This window comes from Pseudonocardia nematodicida, assembly GCF_040105385.1.
Taxonomy (GTDB): Bacteria; Actinomycetota; Actinomycetes; order Mycobacteriales; family Pseudonocardiaceae; genus Pseudonocardia; species Pseudonocardia nematodicida.
In genome coordinates, this window is record NZ_JBEDNQ010000005.1 from 17,035 (window position 1) to 36,109 (window position 19,075).

17 protein-coding genes are annotated in these 19,075 nt (G+C 73.6%); 9 read left to right on the plus strand and 8 right to left on the minus strand.

Features of this window, described 5'->3' with window-relative positions:
- Window positions 1-4: 4 nt before the first annotated feature.
- Complete coding sequence (locus WIS52_RS13025; RefSeq protein WP_349298473.1) at window positions 5-706, minus strand: CPBP family intramembrane glutamic endopeptidase; 702 nt, start codon at window positions 704-706, stop codon at window positions 5-7.
- 241 nt (window positions 707-947) lie between these two features.
- Between WIS52_RS13025 and WIS52_RS13030 the strand changes: the two genes are divergently transcribed.
- The 5 genes from WIS52_RS13030 to WIS52_RS13050 are packed head-to-tail and all read left to right on the plus strand — an operon-like array spanning window position 948 to window position 5,592.
- Window positions 948-2,177, plus strand: coding sequence for an ABC transporter substrate-binding protein (locus WIS52_RS13030; protein ID WP_349298474.1), 1,230 nt, complete (start codon window positions 948-950; stop codon window positions 2,175-2,177).
- A complete protein-coding gene (locus WIS52_RS13035) occupies window positions 2,174-3,064 on the plus strand; it encodes a branched-chain amino acid ABC transporter permease (protein WP_349298475.1) in 891 nt (296 codons plus the stop codon). The genes WIS52_RS13030 and WIS52_RS13035 overlap by 4 nt, the downstream gene beginning before the upstream one ends.
- A 52-nt stretch (window positions 3,065-3,116) precedes the next feature.
- Entirely contained in the window at window positions 3,117-4,127 is a 1,011-nt protein-coding gene (locus tag WIS52_RS13040) for a branched-chain amino acid ABC transporter permease (RefSeq protein WP_349298476.1), read from the plus strand.
- Window positions 4,124-4,882 carry an ABC transporter ATP-binding protein gene (locus WIS52_RS13045; protein WP_349298477.1) on the plus strand — a complete coding sequence of 253 codons (759 nt, stop codon included), beginning with the start codon at window positions 4,124-4,126 and terminating at the stop codon, window positions 4,880-4,882. Before WIS52_RS13040 ends, WIS52_RS13045 begins: the two co-directional genes overlap by 4 nt.
- Complete coding sequence (locus WIS52_RS13050; RefSeq protein ID WP_349298478.1) at window positions 4,879-5,592, plus strand: ABC transporter ATP-binding protein; 714 nt, start codon at window positions 4,879-4,881, stop codon at window positions 5,590-5,592. Before WIS52_RS13045 ends, WIS52_RS13050 begins: the two co-directional genes overlap by 4 nt.
- 15 nt (window positions 5,593-5,607) lie before the next feature.
- Here the strand turns inward: WIS52_RS13050 and uxaC are convergent, their stop codons facing one another.
- Window positions 5,608-7,020, minus strand: a complete 1,413-nt coding sequence (uxaC, locus tag WIS52_RS13055) for a glucuronate isomerase (RefSeq protein WP_349298479.1) — start codon at window positions 7,018-7,020, stop codon at window positions 5,608-5,610.
- 99 nt (window positions 7,021-7,119) lie between these two features.
- Here uxaC and WIS52_RS13060 point away from each other — a divergent pair, with 99 nt between their 5' ends.
- Window positions 7,120-8,391 carry a lactate racemase domain-containing protein gene (locus WIS52_RS13060; RefSeq protein WP_349298480.1) on the plus strand — a complete coding sequence of 424 codons (1,272 nt, stop codon included), beginning with the start codon at window positions 7,120-7,122 and terminating at the stop codon, window positions 8,389-8,391.
- Here WIS52_RS13060 and WIS52_RS13065 read toward each other — a convergent pair.
- Window positions 8,373-9,368, minus strand: coding sequence for a LacI family DNA-binding transcriptional regulator (locus WIS52_RS13065; protein ID WP_349298481.1), 996 nt, complete (start codon window positions 9,366-9,368; stop codon window positions 8,373-8,375). The genes WIS52_RS13060 and WIS52_RS13065 overlap by 19 nt on opposite strands.
- Window positions 9,369-9,639: 271 nt before the next feature.
- Between WIS52_RS13065 and larE the strand changes: the two genes are divergently transcribed.
- Both larE and larB read left to right on the plus strand, forming a co-directional pair.
- The gene (larE, locus tag WIS52_RS13070; RefSeq protein ID WP_349298482.1) at window positions 9,640-10,506 is read left to right on the plus strand and encodes an ATP-dependent sacrificial sulfur transferase LarE; all 867 of its coding nucleotides are present in this window, start codon (window positions 9,640-9,642) and stop codon (window positions 10,504-10,506) included.
- A complete protein-coding gene (gene larB / locus WIS52_RS13075) occupies window positions 10,503-11,171 on the plus strand; it encodes a nickel pincer cofactor biosynthesis protein LarB (RefSeq protein ID WP_349298483.1) in 669 nt (222 codons plus the stop codon). The genes larE and larB overlap by 4 nt, the downstream gene beginning before the upstream one ends.
- A 51-nt stretch (window positions 11,172-11,222) precedes the next feature.
- Here the strand turns inward: larB and larC are convergent, their stop codons facing one another.
- From larC to WIS52_RS13090, 3 genes are all read right to left on the minus strand, one after another.
- On the minus strand, window positions 11,223-12,431 hold the full coding sequence (gene larC / locus WIS52_RS13080) for a nickel pincer cofactor biosynthesis protein LarC (RefSeq protein ID WP_349298484.1): 1,209 nt from the start codon (window positions 12,429-12,431) through the stop codon (window positions 11,223-11,225).
- 3 nt (window positions 12,432-12,434) lie between these two features.
- A complete protein-coding gene (locus WIS52_RS13085) occupies window positions 12,435-13,823 on the minus strand; it encodes a mannitol dehydrogenase family protein (protein WP_349298485.1) in 1,389 nt (462 codons plus the stop codon).
- A 292-nt stretch (window positions 13,824-14,115) separates the two neighbouring features.
- Window positions 14,116-15,114, minus strand: a complete 999-nt coding sequence (locus WIS52_RS13090; protein WP_349298486.1) for a LacI family DNA-binding transcriptional regulator — start codon at window positions 15,112-15,114, stop codon at window positions 14,116-14,118.
- Between the two features lie 137 nt (window positions 15,115-15,251).
- On the opposite strand from WIS52_RS13090, the gene WIS52_RS13095 reads away from it, so the two are divergent.
- Window positions 15,252-16,862, plus strand: a complete 1,611-nt coding sequence (locus tag WIS52_RS13095) for an ATP-binding protein (protein WP_349298487.1) — start codon at window positions 15,252-15,254, stop codon at window positions 16,860-16,862.
- 317 nt (window positions 16,863-17,179) lie between these two features.
- On the opposite strand, the gene WIS52_RS13100 is transcribed toward WIS52_RS13095, so the two are convergent.
- Together WIS52_RS13100 and WIS52_RS13105 are read right to left on the minus strand one after the other, a co-directional pair.
- The gene (locus WIS52_RS13100; protein ID WP_349298488.1) at window positions 17,180-17,686 is read right to left on the minus strand and encodes a DoxX family protein; all 507 of its coding nucleotides are present in this window, start codon (window positions 17,684-17,686) and stop codon (window positions 17,180-17,182) included.
- Between the two features lies 1 nt (window position 17,687).
- Window positions 17,688-19,034, minus strand: a complete 1,347-nt coding sequence (locus WIS52_RS13105) for an MFS transporter (RefSeq protein ID WP_349298489.1) — start codon at window positions 19,032-19,034, stop codon at window positions 17,688-17,690.
- Window positions 19,035-19,075: the final 41 nt, after the last annotated feature.

Sequence of the window (19,075 nt, forward strand, 5' to 3'; positions counted from 1 at the left end):
GCGCTCAGAGGGCCGCGGCCACCAGCAGGGCCATCGCCTGGGCCAGGGCGTTGTTCACCACGTGCACCGCCACACCGGGCCACACGGACCCGCTGCGCCGACGCATCTCCGCGGTCACCAGACCGACGATCAACGCGGTCACGAACACCGCGTTGATCCCGTGCATGAGCGCGAACACCACCGCGCTGCCGACCACGGCGACGACCGCGCCGTAGCGCATCAGCGCGGTGGTCACGACGCCCCGGAACGTCAGCTCCTCGCCGATCGGGGTGAGCACGGCGAGCAGCAGCAGCGACACCACCACCGACCAGACCCCGGCGCTGCCCGCGTCGGTGTAGGGCTGCTGGATGTTCTCCGGCTGCCACCCGGCCGCATAGATCACGACGCCCCACACCCGGCTCAGCAGGAAGGTCAGCACCCCGCCGGCGACGCCGAGCAGCATCCAGCGCACCGAGGTCCGCACCAGCCCGAACGGGGCGAGCGAGCGCACCCGTAGCCGCACCGCGGCCAGGAAACCGGCGATCCCCGCGACCCCGGACAGCGCGCTCAGCAGCAACCCGTGGACGACCGGGTCCAGGCCGAGCGGCCGCAGCAGGAACCCGACCCCGTACGCCACGACCGCCAGCACGGCCAGCGCGACGACGATCTCCGGCCAGCCCGGGGTCGTGACACCGGCTGCCCGGACGTTCCGCTGTGTGCCCGTCATCGCGCCGTCCTCCGTCATCGCGCCGACTCCGCCCTCCCGGCCGCTGCGGCCGGGAGGATCAGCTCACACCGTGCCGTTGCGGCACGGTCAAGCCCGGTCACCCGAAAGTGGTCGGAGCGAGCAGCGGAGGTCGGCCCCGGGTGGTTGACACCCTTTCGCGTCATTCGACAGGATCAGCGCCCTCCGACAATCCGTCGTAGTACGTCGGCCCCACCACATCGTTCGACGAGGAGCGATCCCGATGGCGGAGTACAAGGCCCACCACCTGTCCCGGCGCACCCTGCTCGGCCTGTTCGGTGCGGCCGCGGCCGCACCCGCGCTCGCGGCCTGCGGGAGCAGCGTCGGCGGCGGATCGTCCGGTACGGACGGCGGCGACGCCGACGGCCCGGTCAGCGTCGGGCTCGTGATCCCGCAGTCCGGCGTCTACGCCGCACTGGGCGTCGACATGCAGCGCGGCTGGGACCTCTGGCTCGCCCAGCACGACAACCGGATCGGCGGGCGCGAGGTCACCACGGTCGTCGCCGACGAGGGCGAGACCCCGCAGACCGGCGTCCCGGCGGTGCAGCGGGTCCTGCAGTCCGACCAGGTCGACGTCGTCGTCGGGCTGGTCAACTCGGCGACCGCACTGGGTGCCGCGCCGCTGATGAGCGAGGCGCGGAAGATCCTGGTCGTCGCCAACGCCGGCGCGGCGGACATCACGGGCGCATCGCGCACGCCCTACGTCTGGCGGACGTCGTTCCAGAACGCGCAGGTCGCCGCCGCGGCGGGCCCGTACCTGGCCGAGCAGGACATCCCGGGCGGGGTCTTCCTGATCGCGCCGGACTACGCGGCCGGGACCGAGGTGCGGGCCGGGTTCCGGGCCGCCTACGAGGCCGCCGGGGGCACGATCGCCGGCGAGGCGACGCCCCCGTTCGGCACCACGCAGGACTACCAGCCGTTCCTGTCCCAGATCCAGCAGTCCGGGGCGGGCGCGGTGTTCTGCTTCTTCGCCGGCGCCGAGGCGGTGCGGTTCGTGCAGCAGTACGCTCAGTTCGGGCTCAAGGACTCGGTCCCGCTCTACGGCTCGGGGTTCCTGACCGAGGGCGGGGTGCTGGCCGCCCAGGCCGAGGCCGCCGTCGGTGTCCGCACCTCGCTGTTCTACACCGACCAGCTCGACAACCCGGCCAACAGCGCGTTCGTCGACGCCTACCGCAGCGCCTACGACGACGCCCTCCCGACCTGCTACTCGGTGTCCACCTTCGACGCCGCGGCGGTGCTGGACCGGGCGGTCGCCGCGGCCGGCGCGCTGGACGGCGACGCGCTGGGCGAGGCGCTCGGCGGCATCGGCCCGATCCAGGACAGCCCGCGCGGGGAGTGGACCTTCGACGGCCAGAGCCCCCGGCAGACGATGTACCTGCGGACCGTCGAGGGCACCCCGCCCGAGCTCGGCAACGCCGTCACCGCCGACCTGGGCCCGCAGGCGCAGGTATGACCGGGTGGGTGGCCGCCAACCTGGTCAGCGTCCTCAACGGGCTGGCGATCGGCGCGCTGCTGTTCATCCTGGCGGTCGGGCTGTCCCTGGTCTTCGGGATGATGGACGTGCTCAACCTCGCGCACGGCGCGCTGTTCCTGGTCGGCGCCTACCTCGCCGCGGCGCTGGCCGCCGGCGGGGCGTCCTGGGGCACCTTCCTCGGCGCGCTGGGGCTCGCCGCGGTGATCGGGCTGGTGGCCGGCGGGGCGCTGTCGGCGATGACCGAGCCGCTGCGCCGGCGCTCGCACCTGGACCAGGCGCTGCTCACCCTCGGCGTCGCGCTGATCGTCGCCGAGGTGCTGCAGATCGTGTTCGGCAACGACCCGCTGGCCGTGCCCGCGCCGCCGGGCCTCGACGGTTCGACGTCGGTGCTCGGCGCCGCCTACCCCACCTACCGGCTGGTCCTGATCGGACTGGGCGCGGTCGTCGCGGTCGGGGTGTACCTGCTCGTCGAGCGCACGACGGTCGGGGCGCTGATCCGGGCGACCGTCGCCGACCGGGAGATGGTCGCGGCGGTCGGGGTCGACAACCGCCGGGTGAAGATCGCCGTCTTCGCTGCGGGGTCCCTGCTCGCCACGGTCGCCGGGGTGCTCGGCGGCCCGGTCTACGGGGCGAGCGTGGGGCTGGACTCGACGGTGCTGATCCTTGCGCTGGTGGTCGTCGTGATCGGCGGGCTCGGGTCGGTGAAGGGCGCACTGGTCGGCGCGCTGCTGATCGGGCAGGTCGAGTCGCTGGGCCGCGCGCTGCTGCCCGACCTGGCCTCGTTCGTGCTGTTCGGCGCGCTCGCGCTGGTCCTGGTCCTGCGGCCGCAGGGGCTGTTCGGGCACCGGTCGGGAGCGGCGGTATGACCGGGCGCGTGCCGGCGAGCGGCCTGATCCGGATGAGCGTCGGGGTGTCCCGATGACCGAGGTGTCCCGGCGCGTGCCGGCAGCTCCCCCGGCGGGGGCGGACGGGTCTCCCCCACCACGTCGCCTCCCGCGGCCCGGCCCGGCGATCGCCGTCGTCGTCGTGCTGGTGCTCGCCGCCGCGCCGCTGTTCCTCGCCCCCTACGCCACCACCACGCTGACCCGGATGCTGGTGTTCGGCCTGCTCGCCGTGAGCCTGGACCTGCTGGTCGGGATCACCGGGCTGCCCTCGCTCGGGCACGCGGCGTACTTCGGGGCGGGCGCCTACGCCGCCGGCTGGGTCTCGCTGCACGTCACCGCGGCGATCCCGGTGCCGCTGCTGGTCGGCGCCGCGGTCGGCGGGATCGCGGCCGCGCTCACCGGCTGGGTCGCGGTGCGCTCGGCCGGGGTGTACTTCCTCATGCTGACCCTGGCCATCGGCGAGGTCCTCGCCCAGCTCGCGCACAGCTGGCAGTCGGTCACCGGCGGCGCCGACGGCCTGGCGGGCATCCCCGCCCCCGCGCTCGGCGGCGAGCCGCTGGCGAACACCGGGTTCCTCTACTGGTACGTGCTGGCCGTCGGCCTGGTGATGTTCGCGGCGGTCTGGTTGCTGGCCCGGTCGCCGTTCGGCACGGCGCTGCGCGGCATCCGGGACAACGAGCCGCGGATGCGCGCGGTCGGCTACCCGACGACGCTCTACAAGTACGCGGCCTTCGTCGCCGCCGGCACCGTGGCCGGTGCCGCGGGGTCGCTGCTGGCCGCGCAGCAGCGGCTGGTCACCCCGGCCGACGTCGGTTTCACCACCGCCGCGCTCGTCCTGCTCGCCGTGGTGATCGGCGGCGCCGGATCGCTGTGGGGACCGGTGCTCGGCGCGGCGATCGTGGTGCTGGTCCGGGACGCGCTCGGCCCGGGCCTCGGCGGGCACGGCGAGCTGTTGCTCGGGATCGTGTTCGTGCTGGTCGTCTACCTGCTCCCGCGCGGTGCCGCGGGGATCGGGTCCCTCCGTGTCCGAAGGAGACGGTCATGAGCGCACTCTCCTGCCACGGTCTCGGCCGGTCCTTCGGGGCGTTGAAAGCCGTGTCCGGTGTGGACTTGAGCGTCGCCCCCGGCGCCCGGCACGCGCTGATCGGACCCAACGGGGCCGGCAAGTCCACGCTGTTCCGGCTGCTGACCGGCACGATGCGGCCGGACACCGGCACCGTGCACCTCGACGGGGACGACGTGACCGGGCTGTCGGAGGTGCGCCGCTGCCGGCGGGGCATGAGCCAGACGCTGCAGCACTCCAGCCTGTTCGGCTCCTTCACCGTGGCCGGCACCGTCGCGCTCGCGGTCCGCCGGCACACCGGCCGGGCCGTGCGGCCCTGGCCGCACCGGGAGCCCGACGTCACCGCGCGCACCGACGAGCTGCTGACCCGGCTCGGTCTGGCCGACCGCGCCGGGGAGCCGGTGCCCGCGCTCTCGCACGGCGAGCGCAAGCAGCTCGAGGTGGCGCTCGCGCTGGCGTGCTCCCCGGCGGTACTGCTGCTCGACGAGCCCGCGGCCGGGATGTCCCCTGCCGAGAGCGCCCGGCTGCTCACCCTGCTCACCGGCCTGCCGCCGGAGGTGACGGTGCTGTTCGTCGAGCACGACCTGGATCTCGTGTTCGACCTCGCCGACCGGGTCACCGTGCTGCACCTGGGCCGGGTCCTGCTGACCGGCACCCCGGACGAGGTCCGGGCGAGCGACGCCGTCCGCGAGGCCTACCTGGGCACCGCCCGACGCGAGGAGCTGTTCACCGGATGACCGCACTGGCGGTGCAGGACCTCGTCGCGGGCTACGACCGCAGCACCGTGCTCGACGGTGTCGACCTCTCGGTCGGCCCCGGCGGCGCGCTGGCCCTGCTCGGGCGTAACGGCGTCGGGAAGTCCACTCTGGTCATGACGCTGATGGGGCTGGTCGCACCCACCTCGGGACGAGTGCTGCTCGACGGCCGCGACGTCGCCGGCCTGCGCCCGGACCTGCTCGCCCGCGCCGGGGTCGCACTCGTCCCGCAGGGCCGGCGGATCTGGGCGCCGCTGACCGTCGCCGAGACCCTCGCACTGGCCGAGCGCGGCCGGGGTCGCGACCGGCACCGGCGCTGGACCGTCGACGCCGTGCTCGACCTGCTCCCCCGGCTGCGCGAGCGGCTCGGCCAGCAGGCCGGGCAGCTCTCCGGTGGCGAGCAGCAGATGCTGGCGATCGCCCGCGCGCTGCTGACCGGCCCGTCCGTGCTGCTGCTCGACGAGCCCTCCGACGGCCTCGCCCCGGCGCTGGTCGACACGATCGCCGAGCTGCTGACGACGCTGCGCGCGGAGGGTGTGGCGCTGCTGCTCGTCGAGCAGGACCTGCACCTCGCCTTCACCGTGTGCGACGAGATCGCGGTGATGGCGAAGGGCCGGATCGTGCATCACGTGTCCACACCGGACTTCCGCGCCGACCGGGTGACCGCGCACCGACTGCTCGGCGTGGCGTGAACGGCGACGCACCGATCAGAGCTTGAACACCCGCCGCGGGTTCTCGACCACCAGCGCGTGCAGCGTCTCGGCGGCCTCGTCCTCGGCGATCCGGTGGCGCACGACGAGCTCGGCGAGGTAGCCCGCGTCCAGCCGCCGGGACATGTCGTGCCGGGCCGGGATCGAGCAGTAGGCGCGGGTGTCGTCGATGAACCCGGAGCTGCGGGTGAACCCGGCGGTCTCGGTGACCGCCGAGCGCCAGCGTCCGATCGCCTCGGGCGCGTCCAGGAACCACCACGGCGCCCCGACGAACACCGACGGGTAGAAGCCGGCGAGCGGCGCGAGCTGGCGGGAGAACACCGTCTCGTCGGTGGTGAACGGGACCAGGTGGAACTCGGGCGTCGTCCCGAACCGGTCGAGCAGCGGGCGCAGCGCCTCGGTGAGCTCGATGCCGGTCGGGATGTCGGCCCCGCGGTCCGCGCCGTAGCGCTGGAAGGTCGGGCCGTGATGGTTGCGGCAGATGCCCGGGTGCAGCGTCATGACCAGCCCGTCCTCGACGGACATCCGGGCCATCATGAACAGCATGTGCCGGCGGAACGCGGTGGCCTCCTCGACCGTCGCCTCACCGCGCAGCGCCCGGTCGTAGATCCAGGCCGCCGCGGCCTCGTCCAGGGGATCGGTCCGGACGTCGGCGTGGCTGTGGTCGGCCGAGGTCGCACCGTGGTCGACGAAGTACTGCCGGCGGCGGCGCAGGGCCTCGAGGTAGCCGTCGTAGTGCCCGGTGTCGGTGTCGGCCGCGGCACCGAGCGCGGCGACCGCCTTCGTCCAGCCGAGGCCGGCCGGTTCGAGGTAGCGGTCCGGGCGGAAGGTGGGGATCACCCGGCCGTCGAAGGTCGGGTCGTCGCGCAGCGCCCGGTGGTGGCGCAGGTCGTCGACCGGGTCGTCGGTGGTGGCCAGCACCTCGATGCCGAACCGGCGGAACAGTGCCCGGGGCCGGAACTCCGGGGTGGCCAGCGCGCCGGCGATCCGGTCGAAGATCGCGTCGGCGGTGTCCGGGCCGGGCCGCTCGGTGACCCCGAAGATCTCGGTGAGCTCGGCCTCGAACCAGTACTGCACCGGCGTGCCGCGGTAGACCGGCCAGCGCTCGCAGAACGTCCGCCAGACCTTGCGGGAGGTGCCCTCGTCGAGCCCGTCGGGCGAGTCGACGCCGAGGTCGGCGAGCGACACGCCCGCCGAGTGCAGCAGCCGCGTGACGTAGTGGTCCGGGCTGATCAGCAGCGTGGTCGGGTCCGGGAACGGGATGTCCTCGGCGAGCAGCCGCGGGTCCACGTGACCGTGCGGGGAGATGATCGGCAGGTCCCGGACCGTGCCGTACAGCTCGCGGGCGACCGCGCGGGTGGCGGGGTCGGGCGGGAACAGGCGGTCGGAGTGCAGCTGCATCGCCGGCATGGCCGGGACGATCCGGCCGGACGGTGGGCGGCGGCAAGCTGTTGCCACCGCTTGCCGCGGAGCTTGCGCGCGCCCGCGCGATCGCCGACGGTGGCGCCCATGTCGAGCGCCACCGCCGTCCCGACGATCATCGGCTCCCCCGAGGAGGTCCTCGACCCCGGCGAGGTGCGCGCGTTCGTCGCCGACCACCTGGACCGGCTGCCGGTCGAGGGCCGCTCGGTGTGCGTGGTCGTCCCGGACGGCACGCGCAGCTGCCCGCTGCCCCTGCTGCTCGCCGAGGTGCACCGCGCACTCGCCGGGCGCGCGCGCAGCATCACCGTCCTCATCGCGCTCGGCACGCACCAGCCGATGAGCGGCGACCGGCTCGCCGCCCACCTCGGCTACGCCGACGGCGAGCTGGAGCGGACGTATCCGGGCGTCACCGTGCTCAACCACGAGTGGTGGGACCCCGCCACCCTGGTCTCGGTCGGCGTGATCCCCGGGGAGCGGGTCGCCGAGCTCTCCGAGGGCCGGCTGTCCGAGCCGGTGGACGTGCGGATCAACCGGCACGTCGTCGAGGCGGACCTGGCGCTCGTCGTCGGGCCGGTGTTCCCGCACGAGGTCGTCGGCTTCTCCGGCGGCGACAAGTACTTCTTCCCCGGCGTCGCCGGCCCGGAGATCATCGACCTGTCGCACTGGCTGGGCGCGCTGATCTCCAGCGTGGAGATCATCGGCACCCGGGGGATCACGCCGGTCCGCGCGGTCATCGAAGAGGCCGCGAGCATGATCCCGACCGAGCGCCGGGCGCTGTGCCTGGTCGTGCGCTCGGGCGCGGCCGACCTGCACGCGGTCTCCTTCGGCGACCCGCACACGGCGTGGGCCGCGGCCGCGGAGGTGTCGGCCGGGTCGCACGTGACCTATCTGGACCGTCCGGTGTCCCGGGTGGTCTCGGTGATGCCGGCGAAGTACTCCGACATCTGGACGGCGGCGAAGGGCTTCTACAAGCTCGAGCCGGTCGTCGCCGACGGCGGCGAGGTCGTGATCGTCGCCCCGCACATCAGCACGGTGTCCGAGTCCCACCCGGAGATCGAGGAGATCGGCTACCACTGCCGGGACTACTTCACCGCGCAGTGGGAGCGGTTCCGGCACCTGCCGTGGGGGGTGATCGCGCACTCGACGCACCTGCGCGGCGCCGGCACCTACGACGCCGAGCACGGCGAGCGGTGCCGGGTGCGGGTCACCCTGGCGACCGGGATCGGGCGGGAGAGGACCGAGTCGGTGAACCTGGGCTGGGCCGACCCCGCCGGGATCGACCTCGAGGCGGCCCGCGCGGACCCGGACACCCTGGTCGTCGACCCGGCCGGGGAGATCCTCTACCGGCTGCGGTCCTGAGCTCCCGCGGTCGACTCCCGGACGATCAGCCGCACCGGCAGGCGGACCGACCGGGTCGCCGTCCGCCCCGGAGCCGCCACCCGCTGCAGCAGGTTGCGCATCGCCGAGGCCCCCATCGTCGACAGTGGAGCCCCGACCGAGGTCAGCTGCGGGCTGACCAGCCGGGCGAGCTCGACGTTGTCGAACCCGGCGACCGCGACGTCACCGGGGACCGACACCCCGCGCCGCCCGAGAGCGTGCAGCACACCGACCGTGAGCAGGTCGTTGTAGGCGACGACGGCACTCGCGCTACTGTCCGCCACCGCACCGGCCAGCTCCGCCCCGCCCTCGATGGTCGGCACCGTCGAGGCGAACCGCACCAGCTCCACGCCGAGCTCCCGGCAGGTCAGTTCGATCCCGGCGCGCCGCTCCGCCTCGGCCGGTGAGGTCGCCGGCCCGGAGACGTAGCCGATCCGGCGGTGGCCCAGCCCGTGCAGGTGTTCGACGACCAGCCGGGCGCCACGCTCGTTGTCGAGCACGATGGACGGGACGTCGGGCAGCGCCCGGTTCAGCACGATCGTCGGACGGCGCCGGCCGACCGCGCCGACCTCGTCGTCGGTCAGCCGCGAGCTGGCGAGCAGCACGCCGTCCACCACCGGCAGCACGCGGCGCAGCACGGCCGCCTCGCGGTCCGCGGACTCCCGGGTGTCGCAGAGCAGCATCGTGTAGCCGGCCGCGGCCGCCTCCTCCTCGGCACCCCGGACGATCTCCGAGGAGTGCGGGTTGGTGATGTCCGACATGACCAGCGCGACCACCGACGGCGGCGCGGACGGCGCCGTCTCCCGCGACCGGGCGTAGCCGAGCTCCGCGGCGACCCGGCGGATCAGGTCGGCGGTGTGCGCGCTGACCCGTCCCGGACGCGACAGCGCCCGGGACACCGTCGACGGCGAGACCCCGGCGGCGCGGGCCACGTCGTAGATCGTCGGACGGGCGGTCACGCCGATGGAGCGTAGTCGCGCCGGCCCTCCGCGAGTCCCTGCGAGGGGCGCCCGAGAGCGGTTCGATCATCGGCCGGGAACGCTGCCGTACCCGTCGCGGGTGGAACGAGCGTGCCCCGGCGGCGGGCAACTACCGGCAACCGGTTGCCGCCGATCGCGCAGCGATGGTGTGAAGAGGCGGCACGACCGAGGTCCCGCGCGAGGGTGGGCGGGAGTGCACCGGGCGCCGGGGATGGACACTGGAGCCGAACCGATCGAGGAGGAGAGCGCGATGGTGGACGTCCGGGCCGAGGATGCCTGGCGCACGGCACTCGACAACGCCGACGGGGCCGCCGTCGACCGGGTGCTCGACGAGCTCGAACCGGTCGGCCGGCTCGGAGTGGCGCTGTCCGGCGGTGTCGACTCCTCGACCCTGCTCGGGCTCGCGGCCGCCGCGCTCGGGCCGGGTCGGGTGCTCGCGATCGTCGGAGTGTCGGCCAGCCTGGCCGCCGACGAGCGGGCGATGGCGCACCGGGTCGCGGGGGCCCTCGGGGTCGAGGTCGTCGAGGTCGTGACCGGCGAGCTGGAACGCCCCGACTACACCGCCAACGGCCCGGACCGCTGCTACGCCTGCCGGGACACCCTGTTCACCGCGATCGGCACCGAGGTGCTCGAGCGGTTCGGGCTCGACGCCCTGGCCTACGGCGAGAACCTCGACGACCGCGCCCGCCGGGACCGCCCCGGCGCCCGCGCCGCCACCGAGCACGGCGTGCTGCGCCCGCTCGCGACGGCCGGGCTGGACAAGTCCGCGGTGCGCCGGATCGCCCGGGCGATGGGCCTGCCGAACGCCGACAAGCCCGCCGCGCCGTGCCTGGCCTCCCGGATCCCGCACTTCGACCCGGTCACGGTGGAGAAGATGGAACAGATCGAGCGGGCCGAGCGCGCGCTGCGCGACCTCGGGTTCGACGACGTCCGGGTGCGCCACCACGGCGACGTCGCCCGGGTCGAACTGCCGGAGGACATGATCGCCGACGCGTTCGGTACCCACCGCGCGGGCGTGCTCGACGCCGTGCGGGGCGCGGGGTTCCGGTTCGTCGCCGTCGACCTCGCGGGTCTGCAGTCCGGGGCGTTCACCCTGCCCCTGGTGTCGGTGCGATGACCGCCGGGGAGGTGGGCGACTTCGCCCGGCTGGACCTGGGACGCGCACAGCGGCGCGGGCACGGCGAGGCGGTGTTCTGCGAGGGCAAGACGGCCGAGCAGGTGCGCGCCATCGCCGCCGAGCTCGTCGCGCGCGGGGCCCGCACGCTGTTCACCCGGGCCTCCCCCGAGCACGCCGCCGCGGTGCACTCGGTCGCCGCCGACGCCGTGTACGAGCCCGAGGCGCGGTTGCTGGCCTGGCCACCTGCCCCGCCGTCACCCACGGGCGGTGCCGTCGTGGTGCTCGCGGCCGGGACCTCGGACCTGCCGGTCGCGCGGGAGGCGTCGCTGACCGCCACCCACCTCGGGCGGCGCACCGAGCTGATCGCCGACGTCGGGGTCGCCGGGCTGCACCGGGTGCTCGGGCAGCTGGAGGTGCTCCGGGCCGCGCGGGCGATCGTCGTCGCGGCCGGGATGGACGGGGCGCTGCCGACCGTCGTCGCGGGGCTGGTGTCGGCGCCGGTCGTGGCGGTGCCGACGTCGGTCGGGTACGGGGCGTCGTTCGGTGGGGTGGCGGCGCTGCTGACGATGCTGAACGCGTGCGCCCCCGGGGTCGCCGTGGTGAACATCGACAACGGCTACGGCGCCGGGCACCTGGCCGCGCAGATCGCCGCGCCGCACGGGTGACCGGTCACCGCGGCGGCGCACCGGGTCGCGCGGTCCCTCGCCGCACGGTGCTCAGCGCTCGGACCGCACCGGGACCGGTTCGCCCGGGCGGAGGCCGGCGGACTCGGCGGCCGCGACCGCGGCCTCCAGCACCCGGCGCGCCGGGAGGCCGCGCTCGGCGGCCAGCGCCGCGACGTCGTCGAACTCCGGGGCGACGTGCACGATCCGCTCCCCCTCGGTGCCGAGCTTGATCCGGATCTGCGCGCCATCGATCGGGACCGGGACCCACGTCCGCCCCAGCGCGTGCCGGTGTACCGGCGTCTCGCGGACCCCCAGCGTGGACGTCGCCCGCAGGACGAAGGCGCGCAGCGGACCGGCCAGCTCCGGCGCGGCCAGGACGTGCAACGTGTGCGCCGGACGGCCCTTCTTCATCAGGATCGGGGTGAGCCAGGCGTCCGCCGCGCCCCGGTCGAGCAGCGCCGCCAGCACACCCGGCCACAACCGCGGATCCATGTCGTCCACATTGGTCTCGAGAACGGTCATATCCGTCCCCGCCGGGGCGTCCACCGGCTCGCCCACGACCACCCGGACCACGTTCGGCCGCCCCGAGGTGTCCCGGGAGCCGGCGCCGTAGCCGGTCGCCGCGACGGTCATCGGCGGCATCGTCGTGCAGCTAGCGGCGAGCCCGCGCAGCAGCGCCATCCCGGTGGGGGTGGCGAGCTCGCCGTCCCCGGAGCCGGAGACCTGCCAGCCCCGGCTCAGCTCCAGCACCGCGGGCACCGGCACCGGGATCTCGCCGTGCGCGCTGCGGACCCGGCCCGAGCCGAGCGCGACGGGTCCGGCGGTGATCGTGCTCAGGCCGAGGTCGGCGACCGCGGCGCAGGTGCCGACGACGTCGGCGATCGAGTCCCACGCCCCCACCTCGTGGAAGTGCACCTCGCCGGCCGGGACGCCGTGCACCCGCGCCTCCGCGTCGGCGAGCAGCCCGAACACCCGCAGCGCGGAGTCCCGGACGACGGGGGCCAGATCAGCGTCCACGATGGACTCGCGGATACCCGACCAGGACCGGTGCGAGTGGTCCTCGGCGGTGCTGCGCACGGTCGCCCGGGTGGCCCGCAGGCCGGCGCGCTGCACCGTGCCGACGTCGATCGCGACCTCATCGGGCAGCAGCGCCACAACCTGCCGGCGTACCGCGGCGGGGTCGGCTCCGGCGTCGAGCAGGGCGCCGAGCAGCATGTCGCCGGCCACTCCGGCGCTCGCGTCGATCCACGCCCCGCGCACCGCTCACCCCGTCCGTTCCGTCAGCTCCCCGGCCTCCCGCGCGACGGCGGTGACGACCGCCCCGTCGTCCGCCAGCTCGGGGTCGAGGACCCGCAGCACCCGCGCCGCGGCGTCGGTCATCGAACCACGCGCGGCGTCGGTGAGGGTGCCGGCCATCGGGTCGCTCGGAGTGCCGCCGCGCAGCGACAGCGTCCAGGCGGCGAGGATCCGCACCGCGGCCGCCGGGAGCCGGCCGGCCGCACGCTCGGCGCGCAGCACCGGCAGCACCCGGACCGGCAGCTTCTGCGAGCCGTCGGCGGCGATCTGGGCCAGCCGGTGCCGGATGGCGGGGTTGGCGAACCGGTTCACCAGCTCGTCGCGGTAGCGGGCGAGGTCGGCGCCGGGCAGCGGCACGTGCCGGCCGGCGAGGTCCCACCAGGCGTCGACCCAGGAGCGCACGACGGGGTCGGCGATCGCCTCGGCGACGACCTCGTGCCCGCGCAGCGGGCCGGCGTAGGCCAGCAGCGAGTGCGCGCCGTTGAGCATCAGCAGCTTGCGCCGCTCGTGCGCGGTCACGTCGGTGACCAGCTGCGCGCCGGCGTCCTCCCAGCGCGGCCGGCCGGCCCGGAAGTCGTCCTCGATCACCCACTCGCTGAACGGCTCGGTCACCACCGGGGACGCGTCGGCGGCACCGGTGATCGCCTGCACCTCGGCCAGGTCGGAGTCGTCGGTCCGCGGGGTGATCCGGTCGACCATCCCGGACGGGAACGAGACGGTGTCGGCGATCCAGGCGGCCAGGCCGGGGGCGACGGCCGCGGCGGCGTCCTGCACGACGCGCGCGGTCGCCGGGCCGTTGCCGTCGATGTTGTCGCAGGACAGCACGGTGCACGGACCGCCGCCGACGGCACGGCGGGCGGCCAGGCCGGCGACGAGCCGGGCGGGGACGGTCGTCACCGGAGCGCGCAACGCGCCCCGCAGGGCCTCCAGGTCGCGCGCGACGTCCGGGTCGTCGGTGTCGAGCCCGCCGCCGGTGCCGCGCCGGTAGCCGGCCTCGGTGACGGTCAGCGTCAGCACCCGGGTCTCCGGCCGGACCATCAGGTCGAGGAAGCTCACGTGGTCCGAGCCGGGCAGGCAGGCCGAGACGCTGGCGACGACCTCCGGGGCGGGACCGTCCGGGTGCCGGGTGAGCAGCGTGTAGAGACCCTGCTGGGCCTGCAGCGACGCGGCCAGCCCGGCGCTGCGCCCGCTGAAGGCGGCGATGCCCCACTCGTCGCGGTCCGGGGCGTGCTCGGTGTACCAGGCCTGGTGCGCGCGGAAGAAGTTCCCGAGTCCGATATGGACGATGCCGGTCGGGGCCGCGGCTCGCGCGCCGCCCGGTCCGCGAACCAGCCGCCTCGTCGTCTGCACGGTCACGCCGACTCCCCCTCGTGGACGATCTCGACGGCGCACCCACGCACCGTCCCGGACCGGATGTGCCGTTCCGGGGACCACCGTCATCCACAGCCACCGGGTCGGCAACGGGTTGCCGCGTCTTGCACCGGTCGTCGCGCCCGTCGCCGCCCGTCCGGGGCACGTCCACCGGGAGCAGCGTGCCGCCCCGGACACCGGCGTCGGAATACCGCACGACCGGGGACCCCGCTCCGGCGACCCGGCCGGCCCGCCGGCGGTCCCCGACGATCGTCGGCGTCGGCGGCGTCCGACCCGTTCACCGAGCCATACGGGCTCGCCGAGGGCCGGTCGACTCCCGGACCACCAGCTCGGCCGGCATCGGCACCGACGGCCCCGGCAGTGTCCCGGCCAGCAGCGACACGACGCTCTCCAGCGCCCGGCCGCCCATCTCCCGCAGCGGGCTGGCGATGGTGGTCAGGCCCGGCACGACCAGCCGGGCCAGCACGGTGTCGTCGAACCCGACGACACTGACGTCGCCGGGCACCGACAGCGACCCCGCCGCGAACCCGCGCATCGCGCCGACCGCGACCTGGTCGTTGAAGGTCACGACGGCCGTCGGCGGGCGCCCGGCCCGGCTCTCCACGGCGCGGGTGCCGCCCTCGACGGTGGGCACCGTCGGCCCGGTCCGGCGCAGGTGGACCCCGGCCGCGCGGGACGCCTCGAGCAGCGCCCGCCACCGCGCCCCGTCCGCCCAGGAGGCGGTCGGCCCGGCCAGGTACTCCGCCGCGTCGTGCCCGAGATCGCGCAGGTGGGTGACCGCCCGGGAGGCCGCGTCGGTGTAGTCGACCGACACGCTGACGACGTCGCGCACCACCCGGTTCAGCACGACCGTCGGCCGCTGTTTCGCGATCACCCGGATCGCCGAGTCCGGCATCCGGGAACTGGCGAGCACGACCGCGTCCACCGTGGATAGTGCGCGCTCGACCGAGGCCCGCTCCCGCTGCCCCGACTCCTGGGAGTCCGCGACCGCGATCGCCAGCCCCGCGCCGAACGCCACGTCCTCGGCACCGTGGATCAGCTCGAAGGCGAACGGGTTGGTGATGTCGGACGTGACGAGCAGGACGATCCCGGTCGTCGCCGACCCACCCGGGGCGCCGACGGCGAAGCTGCGGTAGCCGAGCTCCTCCGCGGCGCGGCGCACCCGCTCGGCCGTGGCCGTGCTGACCTGGCCGGGGCGGGCCAGGGCCCGCGACACCGTGGACGGAGCGACGCCGGCGGCGGCGGCGACGTCGTAGATCGTGGGCTTGGTGGTCATGATTCACCCCTCGTCGCGCCGTGGGAGAGATCAGCGAACGTGGACCCGGGCCCGGACCTCTATGCCGAAGTATGAAGCCCTTCTACTCTCGTCCGACGGCCCAGAACAAACTCTTCATACCATGGCATACTGGTGCCGTGATCCGCCTCCGCGACGAGTACACGGCCGGCGACTTCGCCGCCCTGATCGAGCGAGAGTCCGACGAGGTCGAGTTGAAGACCGGCACCAGCGCACCGCGACTCCAGGAGCCCATGGTCGCCTTCAGCAACACCGACGGCGGAGTCATCCTCATCGGGGTCTCGGACGACCGGACGGTCCAGGGGCGGCGGCTCGACCAGGGCACGGATGACAAGATCCACGAAGCCGCGATGTCCGTCCACCATCCCGGGCGATACTCCGTCAGGGAGATCAGGGTCGATGGCAAACCAGTCGTCGCCGTCCTCGTTCGCCGACGCGAAGAGGGGTTCGCACAGACGAGCGACGGAAGACTTCTCGTACGCCGAGGAGGGCGCAACGTCCCACTGATAGGTGACGCGGCATTTACCTTCATGGGGAGTCGCGCCCTGAAGAGATTCGAACGTGCAGACTCGGAAATACCCATCACGACTGCACGGCCGGACAGCCTGGAAGAACTCTGCAGGGTGTACACCTGGACATCGGAATCCGACCACCTGGCCGACAGGCTCCGGGAACGAGGGCTCGCAGTCGGCGAGAACCTGACCATTGCCGGAGCACTGATCACTACCAACCCTGCGGATACCCTGCACCTGAGCAAGGCCGTCGTCGAAGTTCGCCGTTACTCGGACGACGGCCCCGACTACGATCGTCGCGAGACCTTCGGCGGCCCCCTCCCGGACCAGGTCCGGGACGCGACCGAATTCGTCGTCAGCGAACTGGGCAGCGATCTGATCGTCGCAGGGGTTCACCGGTACGAGATCCCGAAGCTCCCGCTCGTGGTGCTGCGCGAGTCGATCGCCAACGCTGTCGCACACCGCAGCTATGAAGTCGACCGGATGGTCACGCTCGTCGAGCTGCGTGGCGATCGAGTCCAGGTGACATCCCCCGGCCGACTACCCGAACCCGTGACGATCGCCACAATTCGCGAGGCCCAGGCAGCCCGGAACCCGTGCATCATCGACGCCTTGCGGCGGTTTCGTCTGGCCGAGGACGCCGGCCGCGGGGTCGACGTGATCGAGGACGAGATGGAGCAAGCCCTGCTCGATCCTCCTGTCTTCACCGAAGAGGGCAACACCGTGTCTGTGGTCCTGCCGCTCAACGGACCGATCACCTCACGTGAGCGGGGCTGGCTGGCCGACCTCACTGCGGAGGGCTCGATCGAGAACCAGGACAGAATCCTTCTCGTCCATGCTGCGCGTGGGTACGAGCTCAATAACACCGTCGCCCGCAGTCTCCTCAAGACCGACGACAGCGGCTTCGCGCGGCGAGCACTGCACCGACTTCGCGATGCCGATCTACTGGAACAACACGGAGCGCGCGGGGGCGCGACGTACACCCTCAAAGGCGATATCGCACCTCCGGCGTCGTACCGGCTGAACCTCCGGCAACTGGGCAACCTGGTCGTCGACACCGCCCGGACGGAAGACCTTTCGAACGAGCGGGTCAGAGAGCTCACCGGCCTGGGGCGCCAGCAGGCCCTACAGCTTCTGCAGGGGCTCGTGCGTGAGGGTCGACTCACTCAGATCGGCCAACGTCGAGGCACCCGCTACTACGCCGATGGTGCGGACTGAGAGTCGGATACGGTCGCGCCGATCGCCCGCTACGCCGCGATGGAGACCGAGGTCCCGGCTCTGTGAAGAATGGGTGGAGCCGAGGGGATTCGAACCCTGCCCCCTTGACCGCCAGGATCGTTCGAACCGCGACACGACCCGGACCTGCGTGTCTGCGCAGGTCGACTGGTGCAGAACGCAGTGCAACGCAGCCCGATTCGGCCCACCACCGTCGACGTGCTCCAGGATCGCTCCGCACGATCAGATAAAGACTCTGCTCGTCCGGCCGGTGCAGCACAACAAGACCTCCCGCGGAGTCGGATCCGTCGGCTCGGCGATCAGGGGGTCATTGCGACACGTCGCCTGCGGTGGGCTCGGACCGCGACAGGGACCCCGGTGACCAGGCCCAGTCCTACCGCCGCCGCACCCGAGCCGACCCCGGAGAACCACGACCACCCGAGAACGGCGTCGAGGGACAGTGCACCGGGGCCGGTGAAGCCGAGCGTCGCGGCCGTCGCGCCGTAGAGGACGGGGACCTCTGAACCCCCTTGGGTCGCCCACAGCCCCATGGGCGCCAACGCCAGTGCAGCGACGAGCATCGTCCCCACGACGATCGCGACGGCGAGCGGCGTGCCGAGTCCGAGCACGAGCAGCACGGCACCGACCAGCTCGGCGGTGCCGGCCAACGCAGCCATCGGCACGCCGGGCCGGTGCCCCCACGAGTCGAACACCGCGCCGGTTCGGGCCAGACCGCCACCGCCGAACGCCCCGGCCAGTTTCTGCAGGGCGTGCCCCGCCAGCAGTGCACCGATCACGAGGCGCAGCAGGAGCAGGCCGACGTCCATGTCAGGCTCCCTTCCGTATCGGGGTGGGCACGCGCGGCGGTGCCGTCCCGGCGGAGCCGACCTGTCGCGGGATCAGCACCGTCAGCACGGCTGCGAGCACGCCGGCGCCGGCCAGGGCGAGGAAGCTGAGTCCTGGTGCGGCCCCCGCACCGATGAGCAGGCCGAGGATCAATGGCGCGGCGACCGAGCCCAGCCGGCCCACACCGAGGGTCCATCCCATGGCCGGCGCGGCCAGCGCGATGGGATAGGTCTTCGATACCAGCGCGAGGACGAACGCCTGGCTACCGACGGTCCCGATCCCGGTCAGGCCGATCAGCAGGTACATCGGCGCCAGGGGCGGATTCAGGCTCATCCCCAGGATGCAGAGGGCTCCGAGCATGAAGGTCCCGATCAGCACGCCTCTCGATCCGACCCGGTCGGCGATCAGCGCGACCAGCACCGTGCCGACGGCGGCGCCGAGGTTGAAGACGAGCAGGAAGGTGAGGGCGCCACCCAGCGAGAAGCCCGTCTGGCGCATGATCTGCGGAAGCCAGGTGTTGACGCCGTAGATCATGAACAGGCACAGGAAGCTGGTGACGAGGAAGCATGCCGTCGCCGCCGCCCGGCCCTCGGTGAACAGCGACAGTGCCGTCGCCGGTCGCCCCGCCGGCTCGGCGGCGGGATCGGCGGCGGTGGGCTGCGGGGGCAGACCGAATCGCCGGGCGACCGCGTCGGCCTCGACGTGGTCCCCGCGGCGGCGCAACACGCCGACGGACTCGGGAACGACGCGCAGCGCCAGCGGCACGACGATCAGCCCGGGAACCAGCGCGAGGGCGAACATAGGTCGCCAGCCGAACGTGGGAATGACCGAGATCCCGATCAGAGCGGCCGCGACGCCGCCGACCGGGAAGCCGCTGAACATGACCGCGTAGACGAGGTTGCGGTAGCGGGCGGGGAGGAACTCGGCCGTGATGGCGCTCGCCACCGGAAGCACTCCGCCGAGACCGAGACCGGCGAGGAAACGGAGCACGGCGAAGGTCAGCGGGTCCGCGACCAGTGCGCAGGCGGCGGTGAGGAGCGAGAACCAGACCACGCAGAGGATGAGCAGGCGCCGGCGCCCGACACGGTCGGCCAGGGATCCCCCCACGAGCGAGCCGAAGAACATGCCGATCAGCGGTACGGACCCGAGCAGTCCCGCGAGCCCGGGAGTCAGGCCCCAGGACTGTTCCTGCAGCAGTGACGGGAGAACGGCGCCGTACACCACGACGTCGTACCCGTCGGCGACGACGGCCGCCCAACAGGCCAACAGGACGAGCAGCCCCGCAGCTCTGTGCTGTGTGGCCGGAGCATGGGCATCGTGTGGGGACATCGTCGTCTCCTCGGACTGTGTGCGGTCAGCAGGTGGTCGAG

Excerpts from the sequence above, each read along its gene's own strand:
- WIS52_RS13060 (WP_349298480.1), top strand. The coding sequence starts at position 7,120 with ATGTCGAGCGCCACCGCCGTCCCGACGATCATCGGCTCCCCCGAGGAG.
- WIS52_RS13045 (WP_349298477.1), top strand. The coding sequence starts at position 4,124 with ATGAGCGCACTCTCCTGCCACGGTCTCGGCCGGTCCTTCGGGGCGTTG.
- WIS52_RS13040 (WP_349298476.1), top strand. The coding sequence starts at position 3,117 with ATGACCGAGGTGTCCCGGCGCGTGCCGGCAGCTCCCCCGGCGGGGGCG.
- WIS52_RS13105 (WP_349298489.1), bottom strand. The coding sequence starts at position 19,034 with ATGTCCCCACACGATGCCCATGCTCCGGCCACACAGCACAGAGCTGCG.
- WIS52_RS13025 (WP_349298473.1), bottom strand. The coding sequence starts at position 706 with ATGACGGGCACACAGCGGAACGTCCGGGCAGCCGGTGTCACGACCCCG.
- larB (WP_349298483.1), top strand. The coding sequence starts at position 10,503 with ATGACCGCCGGGGAGGTGGGCGACTTCGCCCGGCTGGACCTGGGACGC.
- WIS52_RS13030 (WP_349298474.1), top strand. The coding sequence starts at position 948 with ATGGCGGAGTACAAGGCCCACCACCTGTCCCGGCGCACCCTGCTCGGC.
- larE (WP_349298482.1), top strand. The coding sequence starts at position 9,640 with ATGGTGGACGTCCGGGCCGAGGATGCCTGGCGCACGGCACTCGACAAC.
- WIS52_RS13035 (WP_349298475.1), top strand. The coding sequence starts at position 2,174 with ATGACCGGGTGGGTGGCCGCCAACCTGGTCAGCGTCCTCAACGGGCTG.
- WIS52_RS13100 (WP_349298488.1), bottom strand. The coding sequence starts at position 17,686 with ATGGACGTCGGCCTGCTCCTGCTGCGCCTCGTGATCGGTGCACTGCTG.
- WIS52_RS13050 (WP_349298478.1), top strand. The coding sequence starts at position 4,879 with ATGACCGCACTGGCGGTGCAGGACCTCGTCGCGGGCTACGACCGCAGC.
- uxaC (WP_349298479.1), bottom strand. The coding sequence starts at position 7,020 with ATGCCGGCGATGCAGCTGCACTCCGACCGCCTGTTCCCGCCCGACCCC.
- WIS52_RS13090 (WP_349298486.1), bottom strand. The coding sequence starts at position 15,114 with ATGACCACCAAGCCCACGATCTACGACGTCGCCGCCGCCGCCGGCGTC.